Raw genomic sequence first — 16,165 nt, 5'->3', positions numbered from 1 at the left:
GTCGGGGTAACTACTCCCACGCTTATAGGACGGCGACGCCCAATCTTTCACCCTTTGGATTGTTCCGCTAAAGAACTAAATTCGCCATTCAAGGCTCACATAAGCGATATGCGTCATGCTATGAAACACCAAGTGTAAATGAACTATCAGACATATGAACCACATAAAGACTTAAAATCCATAGTAAAATTTTATTGGACTTTGGAAGTGCCTTTTGACCCAAAAAATCAAAAGCAAAAAATCGTACCTGACGGCTGCATAGAAATGACTTTCAATTTTGGCGACAAGATTAAAAGATACACTTCGGAAACGGACTTTATCCTTCATCCCAATGCAATGGTCATGGGACAGAGAACAAAATCATATTACATTTTACCCGTTGGTAATGTTGACACTTTCGCAATCTGTTTCTATCCTATTGGATTTGTAAACTTTGTAAATACACCACTTGAAAAATTGGTTGACAAGGAAACACCTATTTCAGAACTTTTCGGACAAGCAGAAGCCTATGAATTAGAGCAACAAATGATTCAGGCTATAGATTCTGAACAAAGAATGAATATTATTGAAACCTTTCTACTAAAGAGACTTTACGAAAAAAATACGATTAGTACTATTGTAAAATCAACCGTTGATGCTCTTCTCAAAACAAACGGAACGACTCCCATAAAAGTTATTTTGAAAGATGACGTTTCAAAGAGAAGACAGCTTGAAAGGCATTTTAGAAAACAAATTGGCATCAGCCCAAAGCAGTTAGGCAAAGCTATTCGACTTCAAACAACTTTAAATTTGTTGCTCAACAAAAAATCAGAAACACTGACAGACATTGCTTACGAGCGTGAATATTTCGACCAAAATCACTTCATAAAAGATTTTAAAGACCTTGTTGGGCTTACACCAAAGGAGTTTTTAGACAATGAACATATGGCACTATCTGCACTTTTCTACAAATAGGTTTTGCTTTGTCGCATTTCTACTATTTCGGCTTCATTCTAACATTTAATTTTGAATTAAAATTAGATATTCAATGGCAGTCAAAGAAATAATTTTAGCTACGTTGGTTTCTGCAATTTGTTTTGTTTCATGCACCAATTCGGACAAGACAAATTCTGACGGAACGAGAAAAGACACATTAACAAATTCAGAAGTAGAAGATATGAAAAGTTACATTTCCATGTTTGAAATTCCAGCGACGGATATTTCACGAGCAATTAATTTTTATCAAGCATTGTTGGACATCAAAATAGAAAAAATGGATGTTGAAGGAATGCAAATGGGAATATGGCCTTATGAAGGACAAATGGTCACAGGTGTCATAATTCATGCAGACGGATATAAGCCATCAGCAGACGGAGTAACAATGTACTTGAATGCAGGAGAAAATCTCCAAGTAGTACTTGACAAAGTAGAGAAAAATGGCGGGCAAATAACAGTACCTAAAACAGCTCACGCAGACGGAAGTGGCTACTTTGCAATATTCCTTGACTCGGAAGGAAACAAAATGGCTCTTAACTCACCGAACTAACTGAGAAAAGAAAAGAGCAAACGCATTACAGCGGTTTTGCGTCAGACGAGGTTACCTGCTTCGTTTGACACATTTTACGTATATTTAAGTTCGGTTCTTCGTATCAATTGTTGTGCTAAAAAGTCCACATGAACGGAAAGCGGCAAAACGTTGTAGCTAAATAAAATGTGACATCGAAATTTGTCCGATAATCCTATGCTAGGAATGGCAACATGCCTCATGTAATTATATGAAAAAATTAAAAGAGTTAACTGATGCTAAAATTGAAGCAGGACGACAAGCAAATCCTGAATTCATGAAAGGTGTTGATGATATTATTAACAAAGCAAAAGCTTTCCAACAAGGTAGTGACGCCATTAAAGTTGGCCAAAAAGCCCCAAAATTTGAACTCCCTAATCCTGATGGAAAATCGATATCCTTAGAAACCTTATTAGATAAAGGCCCTGTTGTGGTCACCTTTTATCGTGGTGATTGGTGTCCCTACTGCAACCTTCAACTTAGGGCTTTGCAAGCTAAACTAGATGACATTCATGCATTAGGTGCTACTTTAGTTGCTATCAGTCCACAAGTACCTGACGGCTCCATGAGCAAAAGTGAAATTAGTAATATGGACTTTACGGTATTGTCTGACCAAGATGCCAAGGTGGCTTCAGAGTATGGAGTTGCTTGGGAAGTACCAGAGTTTTTGATGGAACATATGCGAGTAGATAGAAATCTTGATTTAGAAACAATCAATAATGGCAATGGTAGCATATTACCTATTCCAGCCACATTTATTTTAGGACAGGACGGCGTAGTAACATGGAGCTATGTTAACGTAGACTATAGAACTCGTTCTGAACCTGATGAAATTATTGAAGCCTTGAAAAATCTAACTTAAGAATTAGCTTCATTTAACACGATGTTTATTTGTTTACCTCACAAACAATTCAGCTCGCTCCGTGAGGTATTCCTGTCTGCCGATTTATCTGCCTATAGGAGGACAACCTGGCTTAACCTCGCGAAATACACTTATCGGACTACATTCAGACCGTTTCTAGTTTCATTGATGCTATCTTCCTGAATCTCAACAAAAGTTTATGATACCGGAGCTTAGATTTGAATTAGAATCATGGAAAAAATCTGTCAAAGATTCTAAAACATTGAGGTACTTTCATCATGTTAAGGTTAAGGTCAATCTCATCTATCTATTGATGTAACACACACCGCTTAATCAGTTTTTTTTGGAATTTATTTAGAAAATAAATAATTTTAAAACTATTAGCACCTTACAGCTAGCCATGAAAAAAAAAATCGTTTGCATTTATCTTCTTTTCCTATTCGTTCAATTCGAACTTGTTGCTCAAAATACCGGTGTCAAATTTGATTCCACGGGTCAAAAGCCAGAAGCTGCTTCAAGTGCCATTTTAGAAATAGCTTCTAAAACGAAAGGCTTATTAATTCCTAGAATGAGTAGCCAAGAGCGTCAAAATATCTTAAATCCCGAAAAGGGTTTAATTATATTTCAAAACGATGAATCTAATTCAGGTATTTGGTATTTCGACGGACAAACTTGGAATCAAGGTGTGCAAGGGCCGAAAGGCGATACTGGCGACCAAGGAATTCAAGGTGAGACTGGACCTGCAGGTGTACAAGGGCCGAAAGGAGATCAAGGAATTCAAGGTGAGACAGGACCTACAGGTGAGCAAGGGGTGAAAGGAGATCAAGGAATTCAAGGTCCTAAAGGAGATACCGGGCCTGAAGGTCCCCAAGGACCATCGGGAGATGATGATAATAATTTGCGTAGCTCCGAAAGGGGGAATTGGGATATAATGGGGGATGGAGCTAGAAGGTTTGTAAAATTTAATAATATTAGTGGAAACAGTCCTAATGCCAATTTTCAAGATTACTTGGACGTAATAAGGATGGAGAGTAAAGAATTTCTCAATGTTACTGGATTTAACAACTCAAGTCCTGAAATCCCCAATAATTTTGAAATAACAATTCTCCTGGAAGTTGATGAAAAAACACCGGAGATTTTGGATCAACATCTATCTCCACCAAGAAACAATATTGGGCAGGAAGCAATAATTTACTCTTTTCCAGGTGACATTGGAACACCAAATCCTAACGATGATCATTTGCAATTGACCTTAGGTAAATATTTTATCCAGCAAGTTGAACAATTAGTTATTAGTGGTAATAAACCTTTACTTAGGCTTACGATGGTGTCCGAAACGCTAGAAATGAAGGTTAAGAAAAATGGAAATACAAGCATTGAAACATTTGATTACGCTAGCTATTAAGGTTAGAAAAAAATAAAATACAAGAACTGAAACTTTTGAATATACTGATTAAGATGATTAAATACTTATACACTTTAATTTTCCTTTTAGTTAGCTTTTGTTCACAATCACAGAACGTCTATTTGGTAGCTAATGAACCCATTTTTAGTGAAGAAGATGCTATAACCATTCGGGGCTTAAGTGGTGATTACATTCCTCTTTTGGAAGTTTCTTTGTCTTTGCAAAATGGTGATAATGAAAGAGTACATGGTGCCCCATCAAAAGAATACTTAACCATAAAAATTGATTTTGACGATATTTTATATTCTTATCCAAAAATAATTACTGAAAAACTACAAGGAACTGTTTTTAATGAAGGAGAAATTATCGTCACTCGGAATGAAGGAGATACGGAAATTTATCAAAAGTACAAATTTGACGATTTTGTTATTTCAAATACTGAAATAGTGAATGGAATAGAAAACATTTTAGTGATTGATATCTTTTTTGATCAGTTCGAGCAGACAAACTATTCTTTTTCCGACACCGGTGTAGTTACAGGAACAATGCGATATGGTTGGGATTACAAAAGTATGGTGGAGTGGTCAGCCCCATTTTGATTTTCTGTTGCCTTGAATACTTACACTTCAAAGGATCCCTTCGTCAGAACCGCTCTACGGGGGCTTCCAATCTACCGATTTATCTGCCAATAGGAAGACAGGCTGACCTGACCTCTCGAAATTATTTATCCGTCCTCAGACTGTTTCAAGTTTCGCTGATGCTATCTTCCAGAATCTGGACAAGCGTTTATGATACGGGAGCTTAGATTTGAATTTAGGTGCTATTGGGTAGATATTCCGGTTTAAAGTGAGCCACTCATTCCGGCTCAAAGTAAGCCACTTTTTAGTCTAAAATATATTTTCATAAATTAATACTCCTTTTTATAAATCCTATGTCTGAATATCAAACACCCAAAGACCGTGCATTTGTTGAAACGCTTGTTGGTGCAGCTCCTAAAGAAGCCGCGGCTTTCTTTAAACTTAAACATACTGCAGAACGTGAAGATGGTGTAATTCCTATAAAATACCGGGAACTCATTTCTGTGTCTGTGGCTCTTACTACGCAATGTGCCTATTGTATTGAATCACATATCCAAAATGCGGTTCGGGCAGGGGCAACACGTGAAGAGATTGCTGAAACAGTTTTCATTTCGGCTGCAATTCGAGCAGGCGGTGCAGTTGGCAATGGTTTACTCGCTATGCGACTTTACGAAGAGGAAGTTAAGGCAACAACTTGAATGTTTCAGTCTTTAATAGAGTATAATGACTTGATTAAACCCCGTTTCAGCATTAGAAAATCTCCCGATTTTACCGGGACTGTAGCTAAATTGCTTCCCTTCGGTGTTACTCAGGGTATCACAAATCAGTTCACTTGGTCAGGCTCAGTGCAGGCTTACAGCCATTTAAACTCAATCACCATAGCCCTTGGACATTAGCTCAGGGTAAACTGCTATGCTCATCTCGTTTAAATGTCTGATTTATCCCACTTTAAAACTCATAACGATTTCCCAACGCATAATCCGGGTTTAACATTCACTTTTTCAATAGCATTTATACTTGGCTAGTCTGGATTATTTAATATAGCATCCTGAAACCGAAAAAGTAAATCTTGAATAAAAATTTTCCCGACTACACTACTTTTTCATATCTCATTCCGTAAGGAATAATAAAACATTCAGTACTACCGCAAGATTGTTTACAAAAAAGCATCTTAACAAATAGTATCAACCCAAAAGCTTAAGAATGAAAAACATCATTTTCATTATTGCCTGCATAATGGTTTCTTTAAACCTACTAGCACACGAAGGAGGACATGGAACACCTCAAAAAGATTGGAAGTTAGCGTCTGAAGAGGAAACTTTTAAAGCAGACTTAATTAAGTAAGACCATGATAAAGTATGGCTAAGTAACCAAACCCATCAAATACTTGAATTCAATATCTCTGATTTTTCTACTGAAGATCAATTATATATACAAAATAGACAAGAGATGATTCTTTCTCTGAACAAAAACGATAGGGGTGACAAAACTTTCTCAATGTTCACGAAATCAAAAATTTGCTTATTACTTATTGGCGGTGCTATTCTACTCCTTTCTGTTTTCCAATTCATGAAACGAAGGAAAAAGGTGCACTTAACTTATGGAGTATTAGGTATCATTTTAATGCTATTGGTCTCATGTAGCAAAGATGATTCACCCCAAACAACCCCTAATTCTATTCCTACAAATGATATTTCATTTATGCAGTCTATATTTGAAAAGTTCACTGCTGTATCTACGACTTCAGATGACACCTATTTTTATGTCGCTTCAAATGGAATTCCAGATCATAATATGATGGTGGGAATTACCAATTGGCAACAACAAGTACCAATAGAACATAGTTACACAGGAAATAATAGTTGGGCAATACCTATTCAACCCAAACTAGCAGTCAATCCTCTTTCAACGCAATCAAATCTATTAAAGGGAGCAATAGCGATAGCAGCAAACGGAATACCTATTTTCAATCCACTGAACAATAGAGGTGAAGATGCCAATGCTATCGGAGAACTAGATCAATGGGGAGGGCACTGCGGAAGAGCAGATGACTATCATTATCACTTACCTCCTACCCATTTACAAACAACTGTAGGAGCTGGAAAACCTATTGCCTATGCCGTAGACGGCTTTCCTGTTTATGGAGAAACAACAGAACAATTGGATGAATATCTTGGGAAGTTTAATGCTGATGGTTCTTATCAATATCATACCATAACGAAATATCCTTATTTCATCGCAAGCATGCGTGGTCAAGTTAAGTTAGACCCAAACACCACAGCCCCAGAAAATCAGGTCATACCTCAAGCCACAACCCGAGGAGTAAGACCTTCCTTAGAACCTTTAACAGGTGCAAGTATAATTGATTTTAAAACTTCAGGCACCCATGCGTATTCTTTAAGCTATACACTTAATTCAAAAGCCTATACCATAAATTATAGTTGGGATAGTAATGGTCGTTATACCTATGAATTTGTCAATCCCAATGGAACAACAATTGAGACCTATCAGAGGTAGTAAATATTATTACTAAAAAGTAAATCCGAAGGAGGACGTACAGTTTAAATGACATCTTCAAGAAGATAAAACGATAAATAAAAAATGAAAATAAATTTTGTAATTACCTCGGCAATATTGGCAATAGTTTCTCTTTTATTGACAGCATGCAATGAAGATGAGGCTGTGATTAAGGAGACAAATATGAATACTTACATAGGTACTGCTTCTGTTACGCAAGGTGCCGCGACCACCACCACAAACAACTTATTTCCCAGTGGTATTAGAGTCGCTGGAATAGGGACCTACACTGCAACTGATAACACAATATGGACCGTACCAGCTGAAGTTAATTACACCAGTAGTGCGATGCCCTTTGCACCTGACCTTTACAATCCCTATGGAACAAAATACAATTCAGCAAGTGCTGCACTAGCTACTTTTGATAACAATGATATTATTGAAGTGGATGCCGGTGGCGAAGTGATAACCGCCTATATTTTTGCCGATAATTATTTTGAATTGTACGTAAATGGTGTTGCCATAGGTAAGGATGCCGTTCCATTTACAGATTTTAATTCTCATATCGTAAAGTTTAGAGTGAATACCCCATTTACAATTGCAATGCTTTTAGTTGACTGGGAAGAGAATCTTGGTCTTGGGTCTGAGAGTAACCAAGGGGCTGCTTATCATCCTGGAGATGGTGGTATGGTTGCTGTTTTTAAAGATGCTTCAGGAAATACGGTAGCCACGACGGGAAACGAATGGAAAGCACAGACCTTTTATACGTCACCTATTACAGATTTGTCTTGCCCTACCGAAAACGGTACCACTCGAAGTACAGCAAATTGTAATACAAACGATGTCAACGACGGAAGTTCATATTATGCACTTCATTGGGCAACACCCGTAAATTGGGCTAGTGAAAGCTATGATGATTCTAACTGGCCACCGGCAAGCACCTATACAAATGCAGCCATCGGCGTTGATAACAAACCTTCGTATACCAACTTTACTGATGTTTTTGATAATGGTTCTGATAACGCTGAGTTTATCTGGTCTACAAATGTTATTCTGGACAATAAAGTGATAGTAAGATATACTGTTAAATAAACTTGAAGATATTATCAATGAAGAAATAATAATGAGACATATGAAGGATTTTGGCTCTTTTAAAATCAAGGATTTTCTCGAAAGTTTCGCACTTCGCAATCGCCAAATTTTAAATAATAACTGTTGGTAGCGATATTAAACCCACTTTAAGCATTAGAAAATCTCTCAATTTTATCGGTACCGTAGCTAAATTGCTTCAAATCAGCATACTTCGTCAGGCTCAGTGCAGGCTTACAGCCATTTAAACTCAATCACCATAGCCCTTACATTAGCTCAGGGTAAACTGCTATGCTCATCTCGTTTAAATGTCTGATTTATCCCACTTTAAAACTCATAACGATTTCCCAACGCATAATCCAGGTTTAAATTAACAAATAACCTTTATTAACCCAATCACTTACGAACCTTAGAGATTGAGTTGTTTTTTAGGGAACCTTAGCAGAGCAACTATAAAATTATTGACCCATTGAAATACACTGAAAAATAACCAGTTAGGGGTATTGATCAAATAGTTTTAAAATCTTAAATTCATATTAATTTCCACGAAACATATAGTTCTCAATTGCATTAAAATTCGTTCTGTTTTACGCATTATTTATCATTTAGTCAGATAAAAATTAAATGCTATGACGTTTAAAATGATTTTTACCATCGCATTCTTATTGTTCATTCAGAATGCCATTGCTACCATTTATTATGTAAAACAAGTATCCAGTGGAAACGGCAACGGACTATCCTGGGCCAACGCCAGCGGAAGTTTACAATTAATATTAACCAGTTCTGCTGCCGGCGACCAAATTTGGGTAGCTGCAGGTACTTACAAGCCTAGCCAATATCCGTCGAATTGCCCATCTTGCAGCACTACGAGAGACTACACTTTCCATATGGTTGGCGGTGTAAAAATGTTTGGTGGCTTTGCGGGTACAGAAGCGTCCATAAGTCAGCGTAATATTAATCAAAATCCGACAATTTTAAGTGGTGATATTGGGTTGGCCGAACCTACAGACGATAATGTATACCACATTTTAGTATATACGAGCACCACAAGTGGATCAGAGCTGAATGGTTTTAAAATAATTTATGGTGGTACAAAAACTTATATAGAAAATTCACAAACCATGATTGACGGTAAAAACTTACCTAAAATCTCAGGTGGTGGACTATTCATTAGTGGCGATAATTTAAGTGTCAAAAATTGTGTTTTTGCCTTGAATACTGCCTACGGTGGTTCAGGAATAAATCTTTCAACTTCAAATGAAATTATAATTGACAATTGCAGGCTTGAAAACAATACCGCAACCAATGGGTTTGGAGGTGGTTTAAGCTCGATTACGGGGAGAGTCACAATATCAAATAGCACTTTTAGTAACAACTCCGCATCACAAGGTGGCGGTGCTGCAATAAATCCAGGAGAAATTTATCCTAAAATATTCAATTGTATTTTTACGCAAAACTCTTCATTTTCTCAAGGGGGTGCATTATTTTATTATGGTGCCTCTAATACCGAATCTTCAATTATTAATTCAACCATAGTTGGTAACTCCTCCTACTCAGGCGGTGGTATTTTTTATCGGGATGGCAACTCTATAAATATCAGAAATACAATTATTTGGATCAATACTTCTTCAGATGGAGGTGGAACCGGTATTCATTATGATGTTTTTCCTGCAAGCATAAATGTTGCTAATTCTATAATTCAGGAAGGATTTGGTCCATGCACAAACTGCCCGCCTGGCAATGGAAATGTTGATCCTCAATTCACTAAACCGGCTTTGCCAAAAGGTTATGATGGTATTTCAGGCACATTTGACGATGGTCTAAGCTTGAGATATACCAGTCCGGCTATAAATACAGGAGACAATACAGTAACATCTGCCACAGATATACTAGGAAGAACTAAAGTGGGCATTAAAGACATAGGGGCTATTGAGTTTATTCCTAAAAATAACTGTATTGACAATCGTCATGTTGGTGATAATCCTATAGAAAATGGCTCACACTACAGTACACACAAATTTACATCTGATGGCACTATTGGAACAGGAAGTACTGTATATTTTAATTCCGGCGATTCTATTGAGCTACTTCCAGGCTTTAAAACACTAAATTCTGCGGTTTTCAGAGCCATAATTAATGATTGTGTTAGTGCATTATAAAAAAATCATATGTATTTTAATGCTAGATTCCTGAAAGATCTAACTTGAGTTAGAAATCATGGACAAAAATAAGATATGTACTTTATTATGAAGGGAATAATGACTAAGGGAATTGTAAAAAAAGAAATAAAGGACTTGAAATAATAGCAAGATTGACATTAAATCGAGGTTTTAAAAAAGCATTTCACAAACCCGCTCTGTGAGGCGGGTTTGACCTCGCAAAATCCTTTATCGGCCTTCAGAGCGATTCTAGTTTCGTTCACTCTACCTTCCTAAATCTGCACAAGTGTTTATGATACGGGAGCTTAGATTTTGAAAGTTGATTCTGCATGTAGTAAAATTAACAATAGACGGTCTGAAGACCGAGGTACACTATTTCTGCCCGCAAACAAGAAGACCTTTAAGAGTGGCTAATAATTTCTCAAACGCAAATAAATAGGTAAACACATAAATTTATTTATTATATAATTTGTAAACATATCTGTTTACACCGCCAATAAATAACTAGAGAGGCAATTCAAACCAAAGCTAGATTTACACTAATTTTGACAGCCCACCCAAACGGACAGAAACATAATAATGACAAGGATATTTTTAGCTTCAATCATCATCCTGAATGCTTGTTCTCCTACTAAAAAGCAATTCGGGCAAGTTGTCCTAAAAAATAACGCGGATACCACTTTATCGAAACAAGAGATTTTCAAAATCAGAAGTTTGGATAACGATATTTTTGATATCGCTTCTTTTAGAAGTAAGGAGCAAATTGAAATCAAGTATCGTTTATTTAGGCCCAAACAAAAGACAAATGAAAAATATCCATTAGTGGTAGTTTATCATGGTTCAGGACGACCAGTGGGGACCGACAATACCTCTCATTTAGGGATATTACCAAAGCTGTTTGCCAGTCCTGAAATTCAAAATAAGTATCCGGCTTATGTTTTGGCCCCACAATTCCCAACCCGTTCTTCAGACTATGTCATGGATAGCACAACAAGAAATGTGCTTTATTCGGTACCGAGACCTTGTTTAAATTCCGTATTAGAACTTATTGACTCGCTTAAATCAAATTTGAATATTGACAATAACAGCATTTATGTCGTTGGATTTTCAATGGGAGCTTCAACCGTAATAAATTCCTTGTCGGCAAGACCCGATTTATTTGCGGCAGGCATTAGCATTTCAGGAATTCCACAGTTTGACAATTTGCCAGATTTGACCGAAATACCTATTTGGTTAATTCACGGCATAGACGACACCGAAAATCCAATCGACAGCGATGAACAATTTTATAAGGAATTGAACAAAAATGTTCGCTTTTGGAAACTAAAAGGAACGACACACGACAATGTTTTTACTACAACGATTTTAGGAGAAACCATGCCAAAATGGCTCTTCCAACAGCGTAAGAAATAAAACTGCTACAGCACCGCTAAACTAAGAGAAAGTGGATTCTGCTATACGATATCTGGGAATCATTAGGCCACCATGGTCGGTTGGCATACACGCTTTGGGATTATTCTCTGAAAGAACTAAATTCACCATTCAAAGCACACTACAAGACTGCCGTCTGGTGGTGTAGAAAAATACCCTAAAACCCAGCCATGAATAAAACTTATTATGCCATTATCAGTTTAAGCTTTTTGCTTATTTTTTCCTGTACGAGCAAAATCACCCTTTCTGACTCCGAGGCATTGGCCTTAAAACAAGCTCAATCAAATGGCATATTGGTCAATGAGGGCTATGAAAGATGTCGGCGTTTTGTGGATGATTGGCTTAAATACGCTGACCCCGAAACGGGACTCATTCCTAAAAACCTAGCAGAAAATACAGACATCTGGAATGCCAAGGATGCCGCTGCCGATAACTACCCATTCATGGTATTGACCGCTGCCTTAACCGACCGAAAACTTTTTGAAGGGAGAATGTTGGATATACTTAAAACGGAAACCCGTTTAACTTCACGCATTGATCGTTTACCAGATACTTATTCCTTCCCCAAAAAGGGTTTTGTTACGACCGAACCCGATTTACATGATATTTTATTTGGCTCATCAGAATATATCAAAGATGGTTTGCTACCCCTCACAGAATGGCTAGGAAAAAGTCCATGGTCAGAGAGGATGATTGCCATACTGGATGACATATGGAAGCATGCACCCGTGGAGACAAAGTATGGAAATATTGTTTCTACCAACGCGGAACTCAATGGTGAGATGTTACAGGTATTGTCTAGAGTGTACTGGATGACCGGGGAACAAAAGTATTTAGACTGGGCAATACGGTTGGGCGACTACTACTTATTAGGGGATAAACATCCTACCAGAAACTCCGAGATCCTAAGGCTAAGAGACCATGGATGCGAGGTTATTTCAGGGCTTTGTGAATTATATGCTTCTGTAAATTTTGCGGATATTAAAAAGAAAGAAGCATATCAACCCCATATTTATGCAATGCTCGATCGCATATTAGAAGTTGGCAGGAATGAAGATGGACTTTTTTATAATGCCATAAACCCAAAGAATGGAGATATAAAATGGGATGGAACTGCAGATACTTTTGGTTATATTTTTGATGCCTTTTACACCGTATATCAGATTGATTCAGTCGAAAAGTATAGAACGGCTACATTGAAAGGTTTAAGTGTACTTAATGAAAAGTACAAAAACTTTGATTGGGAAGAGGGTTCGTCAGATGGCTATGCAGATGCCATTGAAGGATCCTTAAATTTATATGCCAGAGAGCGTATACCTTCCACAGCGGCGTGGATTGACAGTGAAACGCAAGTGATGTGGTCTATGCAGGATTCCAACCACAGAGCCAATAGTCTGAAGTGGCAGGGTTCGGGTGTAATTGAAGGCTGGCATGGTGACGGAAACTTTGCCAGAACCACCATCATGTATTGTCTTTGGAAAACCCAAGGCATGACTGTCCAACCATGGCGGTCAGACATGAAAGTGGGAGCCGTAATGAATGAAGATGATTTGATGATCAGTGTTACGGTAGATGAAGATTGGCAGGGAGAATTACAATTTGATTCACCGAGACATAAAACGTTCATGAATATGCCATTTGACTGGACCAGAATCAATCAGTTTCCAGAATGGTTTACTCCGCTCGAAAACACAAACTATCAACTGATTAGACTGAATGAGCAGAAAAGTGACCGTTATTCAGGAAAAAAACTATGGGCTGGCGTTCCCGTTTCCCTAAAAAAGGGAGTGAACCAATTCAAGCTCTCCAAATATTGATGGAAATGAATGATATCAAGGTTTACAATTGGGTAATTTTCGGCTAACATAAGCAGATCGCAATGAGATTCGCCTAAGCCATTTCGCTTGGGTCTTATAATGCCTTTGTATCGATACCTTAAGCAGTTAATTTTCATGGCGGTTCCTACTGAATTCCCAAATGAGTAATTGATAAAATTCAGGCACGTTGCTCCGCTTTCACGACGCCACACCATTATTCATTCTGTTTATGAGTTATCTTTGCAGGAGTATAAACGTCGGAAAACTTGACGAAAAGAAACTCGAAGTGTTTTTCAAAGCAACAGGATAAAATATGATTATCAAACATTTAACTTTCGGTATTTCAATAGCATTTATATCTTGGATAGTCGGGTTGATTTTAAATGCTATTTTGATGAAAACGGCATACTACAAAAGCATCTCAAATCTGAATATCATTCATAGTAAAACGCTGAATATGCGTATTGGGCTTGGTGCTTTTAAATGGATTGTAAAGAACACACCTTTCCAGTTTTTCAATCAAAAGCTTCAAATAAAAACCAAAGCTGGACTAACGGAGTTACAAGCACTGAGGAAAGAAATGATAATTGCCGAAGTAAGTCATTTAATCGGTTTTGCTTTCATGACCATTTTCGCCGTGGTAAAGCTATATAATGGCAATTACCTCTTTGCTCTTATTATTATGGTAGTCAATATTTTCATGAACCTGTATTCCTCCTTATTGCAACAAGAAAACAAAAGACGCATTGATAGATTGATAAAAGTGGCAGGTTTCAAAGCTTAGAACAAGTAAGTTTTTAGACATTACCGTTTAACTTAGTCGCTAGCTCAGAATTATTTCATCAAAGAAAAAAATCCTTTAAATTTGAATGAACAAAAGCTGGAATTCTTACCACACACAATAGAATGATAAGACAGTTAATAGGAATAATCTTAGTTCTCACGGGCTTTGGACTAAAAACCTTTTACGGACATTTAATTCTATATTGGGGCATAATAGAAACGTTTAGCCTTATTTTCTTCGCCCTTGGACTGACCACCCTATTCTTTAAATTCACAAACAAACTTGAAAAAAATATAAAAGGAATTTCCTTTAAACAGAGTCCATTATTATGGATTCTCAAAGGTCCTCTTTTTGTCTATTTAGCTATAGTTGTAATCATTATATCTTTGTTTTGGATGAGCAACAATCTAAATACCAAACTAAAGGAATACGCTTTGGAACACAGCCCAGTAAGAACCACAGCGATCTTCCTTGGTTTTGAAAAACAAAATTACCATACTGGTAGGTACAGTAAAAGTTCTAAAGATTTTGCTATTTTTCGATATAAGACAAAAAAAGGGTACATCACTCAAGGAATCTCTGTGGAGGAGTTAAAACAGACTAAAAACTCTTTCCCTTTAGAGAATAGTAAAGCATATCGATCTTTATCAGCTCAAAATCAGAGCAAACAAATATTCAAGATTATCTACGCAGAGAGCAACCCCACTTTCTTTAAAATTTTATAAGTAACTACATTCACCATCACTTGAGACCTTAAGCATATTGAGAAAAATAACAATCCTTTTTATCAGCTCCTTTACCATTCTAATGATTGGTTTTTTAATCCCTCAGGATTTAAAAATGCCTGTTAAAGGAGCTACTAAATCAGACTATAATGACAATTCATTTTGGGCCTACCCTTGGGGGAAATCTTTAACACATAAGGGTGTGGACATTTTTTCAAAAAAAGGAACTGAGATTAATTCTTCTACTGCCGGACTCGTTTTATTTTCTGCAGAAATGGGTATGGGCGGAAAATTTGTTTTGGTCCTTGGGCCAAAATGGCGACTGCATTACTATGCACATCTAAACGAAATAAAAGCCTCTTCTTTATCTTTTGTAAGTCAGAACTCCGTAATTGGAACAGTAGGAACTAGCGGAAATGCAGCTGGAAAACCACCACACTTACACTATGCTATTGTTACTGCTTTTCCGTACATCTGGAGAATGGATTCGGACATACAAGGTTGGATGAAAATGTTTTATTTAAACCCAATTGAATATTTTAAAAACTAGTCTATAAAAAACAAGCCATTTAACCTAAGCTTATCAAATGTCTGCTAGACATTATTTCTATTTAATTAGACCTAATAGATTAAATACTTTTTCGGTAATTTGAGTTTTAAAATATGAACCCTAACTACATTAAGTTATGGCTTATTAAGATAAACGACTACAAATGACCGAAAAAGAACTATCAGAATTAACAGACGAAGAGCTTTTAGCCAAAGCAAAAAAAATGAAGTCAAACGCCATCATGAACGCAACGCTTATTGGAATAATGATTGGAATCACAATTTACGGCATGGTCAAAAATAATATTGGACTCTTCACCTTAATTCCTTTGTTTTTCTTATTCAGAGCATTTAATAATCCTAAAAATAAAGAAAAGGATAAAGCTCTGAAAAGCCTGTTAAAAGAAAGAAACTTAGCATAAATAAGAGATTTAAATCCTTTAGTTATTTCAAGTATTGAATCAAAAATGCTATTACCACAAGTCAGCAAGACCAATATTTACCTTACCCTAATCTTTTGCCATAATGATGTAGGTGTATTTGACTAGTTCGGCAGATACGTTATCGCCAACTCCCTACCCGCCAGATTCCCCATAAACACCCACGTAGTACCCATTGGAAGTGAATTAAGATTGACAAAAACTAACAAAAAGATGCCATAGATTAAACCCGCTTTATGCATTAGAAAATCTCCCGATTTTATGGA

Annotated in this window: 16 protein-coding genes; all 16 read left to right on the top strand. The window is 36.9% G+C overall.

The window, feature by feature from the left end; translation table 11 throughout:
* Positions 1-138 precede the first annotated feature (138 nt).
* The 16 genes from ACTBZY_RS21735 (at position 139) to ACTBZY_RS21660 (ending at position 15,881) form a co-directional block, all read left to right on the top strand.
* Positions 139-954, top strand: a complete 816-nt coding sequence (locus tag ACTBZY_RS21735) for an AraC family transcriptional regulator (protein WP_463048494.1) — start codon at positions 139-141, stop codon at positions 952-954.
* A 73-nt stretch (positions 955-1,027) separates the two neighbouring features.
* Entirely contained in the window at positions 1,028-1,525 is a 498-nt protein-coding gene (locus ACTBZY_RS21730; RefSeq protein WP_463048493.1) for a VOC family protein, read from the top strand.
* Between the two features lie 229 nt (positions 1,526-1,754).
* The gene (locus ACTBZY_RS21725) at positions 1,755-2,405 is read left to right on the top strand and encodes a peroxiredoxin-like family protein (RefSeq protein WP_463048492.1); all 651 of its coding nucleotides are present in this window, start codon (positions 1,755-1,757) and stop codon (positions 2,403-2,405) included.
* A 400-nt stretch (positions 2,406-2,805) separates the two neighbouring features.
* Positions 2,806-3,810 (top strand): hypothetical protein, encoded by a 1,005-nt coding sequence (locus tag ACTBZY_RS21720; protein ID WP_463048491.1) that lies wholly within the window; start codon positions 2,806-2,808, stop codon positions 3,808-3,810.
* 53 nt (positions 3,811-3,863) lie between these two features.
* Entirely contained in the window at positions 3,864-4,409 is a 546-nt protein-coding gene (locus ACTBZY_RS21715; RefSeq protein ID WP_463048490.1) for a hypothetical protein, read from the top strand.
* 332 nt (positions 4,410-4,741) lie between these two features.
* Positions 4,742-5,086 (top strand): carboxymuconolactone decarboxylase family protein, encoded by a 345-nt coding sequence (locus ACTBZY_RS21710; RefSeq protein ID WP_463048489.1) that lies wholly within the window; start codon positions 4,742-4,744, stop codon positions 5,084-5,086.
* A 505-nt stretch (positions 5,087-5,591) separates the two neighbouring features.
* A complete protein-coding gene (locus ACTBZY_RS21705; RefSeq protein WP_463048488.1) occupies positions 5,592-5,732 on the top strand; it encodes a hypothetical protein in 141 nt (46 codons plus the stop codon).
* 153 nt (positions 5,733-5,885) lie between these two features.
* Entirely contained in the window at positions 5,886-6,905 is a 1,020-nt protein-coding gene (locus ACTBZY_RS21700; RefSeq protein WP_463048487.1) for a YHYH protein, read from the top strand.
* A gap of 84 nt (positions 6,906-6,989) precedes the next feature.
* Positions 6,990-7,997 (top strand): hypothetical protein, encoded by a 1,008-nt coding sequence (locus ACTBZY_RS21695; RefSeq protein WP_463048486.1) that lies wholly within the window; start codon positions 6,990-6,992, stop codon positions 7,995-7,997.
* Between the two features lie 626 nt (positions 7,998-8,623).
* The gene (locus tag ACTBZY_RS21690) at positions 8,624-10,153 is read left to right on the top strand and encodes a 3-coathanger stack domain-containing protein (RefSeq protein WP_463048485.1); all 1,530 of its coding nucleotides are present in this window, start codon (positions 8,624-8,626) and stop codon (positions 10,151-10,153) included.
* A 579-nt stretch (positions 10,154-10,732) separates the two neighbouring features.
* Positions 10,733-11,566: a carboxylesterase family protein gene (locus tag ACTBZY_RS21685; RefSeq protein ID WP_463048484.1), complete on the top strand. Its 834-nt coding sequence runs from the start codon at positions 10,733-10,735 to the stop codon at positions 11,564-11,566.
* A 188-nt stretch (positions 11,567-11,754) separates the two neighbouring features.
* Entirely contained in the window at positions 11,755-13,401 is a 1,647-nt protein-coding gene (locus ACTBZY_RS21680) for a hypothetical protein (protein ID WP_463048483.1), read from the top strand.
* Positions 13,402-13,714: 313 nt separating this feature from the next.
* Positions 13,715-14,185 carry a glycosyl-4,4'-diaponeurosporenoate acyltransferase CrtO family protein gene (locus ACTBZY_RS21675; protein ID WP_463048482.1) on the top strand — a complete coding sequence of 157 codons (471 nt, stop codon included), beginning with the start codon at positions 13,715-13,717 and terminating at the stop codon, positions 14,183-14,185.
* A gap of 122 nt (positions 14,186-14,307) precedes the next feature.
* The gene (locus ACTBZY_RS21670; RefSeq protein WP_463048481.1) at positions 14,308-14,910 is read left to right on the top strand and encodes a hypothetical protein; all 603 of its coding nucleotides are present in this window, start codon (positions 14,308-14,310) and stop codon (positions 14,908-14,910) included.
* A 37-nt stretch (positions 14,911-14,947) separates the two neighbouring features.
* Positions 14,948-15,460, top strand: coding sequence for a M23 family metallopeptidase (locus ACTBZY_RS21665; protein ID WP_463048480.1), 513 nt, complete (start codon positions 14,948-14,950; stop codon positions 15,458-15,460).
* A gap of 163 nt (positions 15,461-15,623) precedes the next feature.
* The gene (locus ACTBZY_RS21660; RefSeq protein ID WP_463048479.1) at positions 15,624-15,881 is read left to right on the top strand and encodes an FUSC family protein; all 258 of its coding nucleotides are present in this window, start codon (positions 15,624-15,626) and stop codon (positions 15,879-15,881) included.
* The last annotated feature ends 284 nt before the right edge of the window (positions 15,882-16,165 follow it).

It is taken from the genome of Arcticibacterium sp., assembly GCF_055134445.1.
Note: the sequence above shows the minus strand (reverse complement) of the source record. Positions and strands in the feature narration are given on the sequence as shown.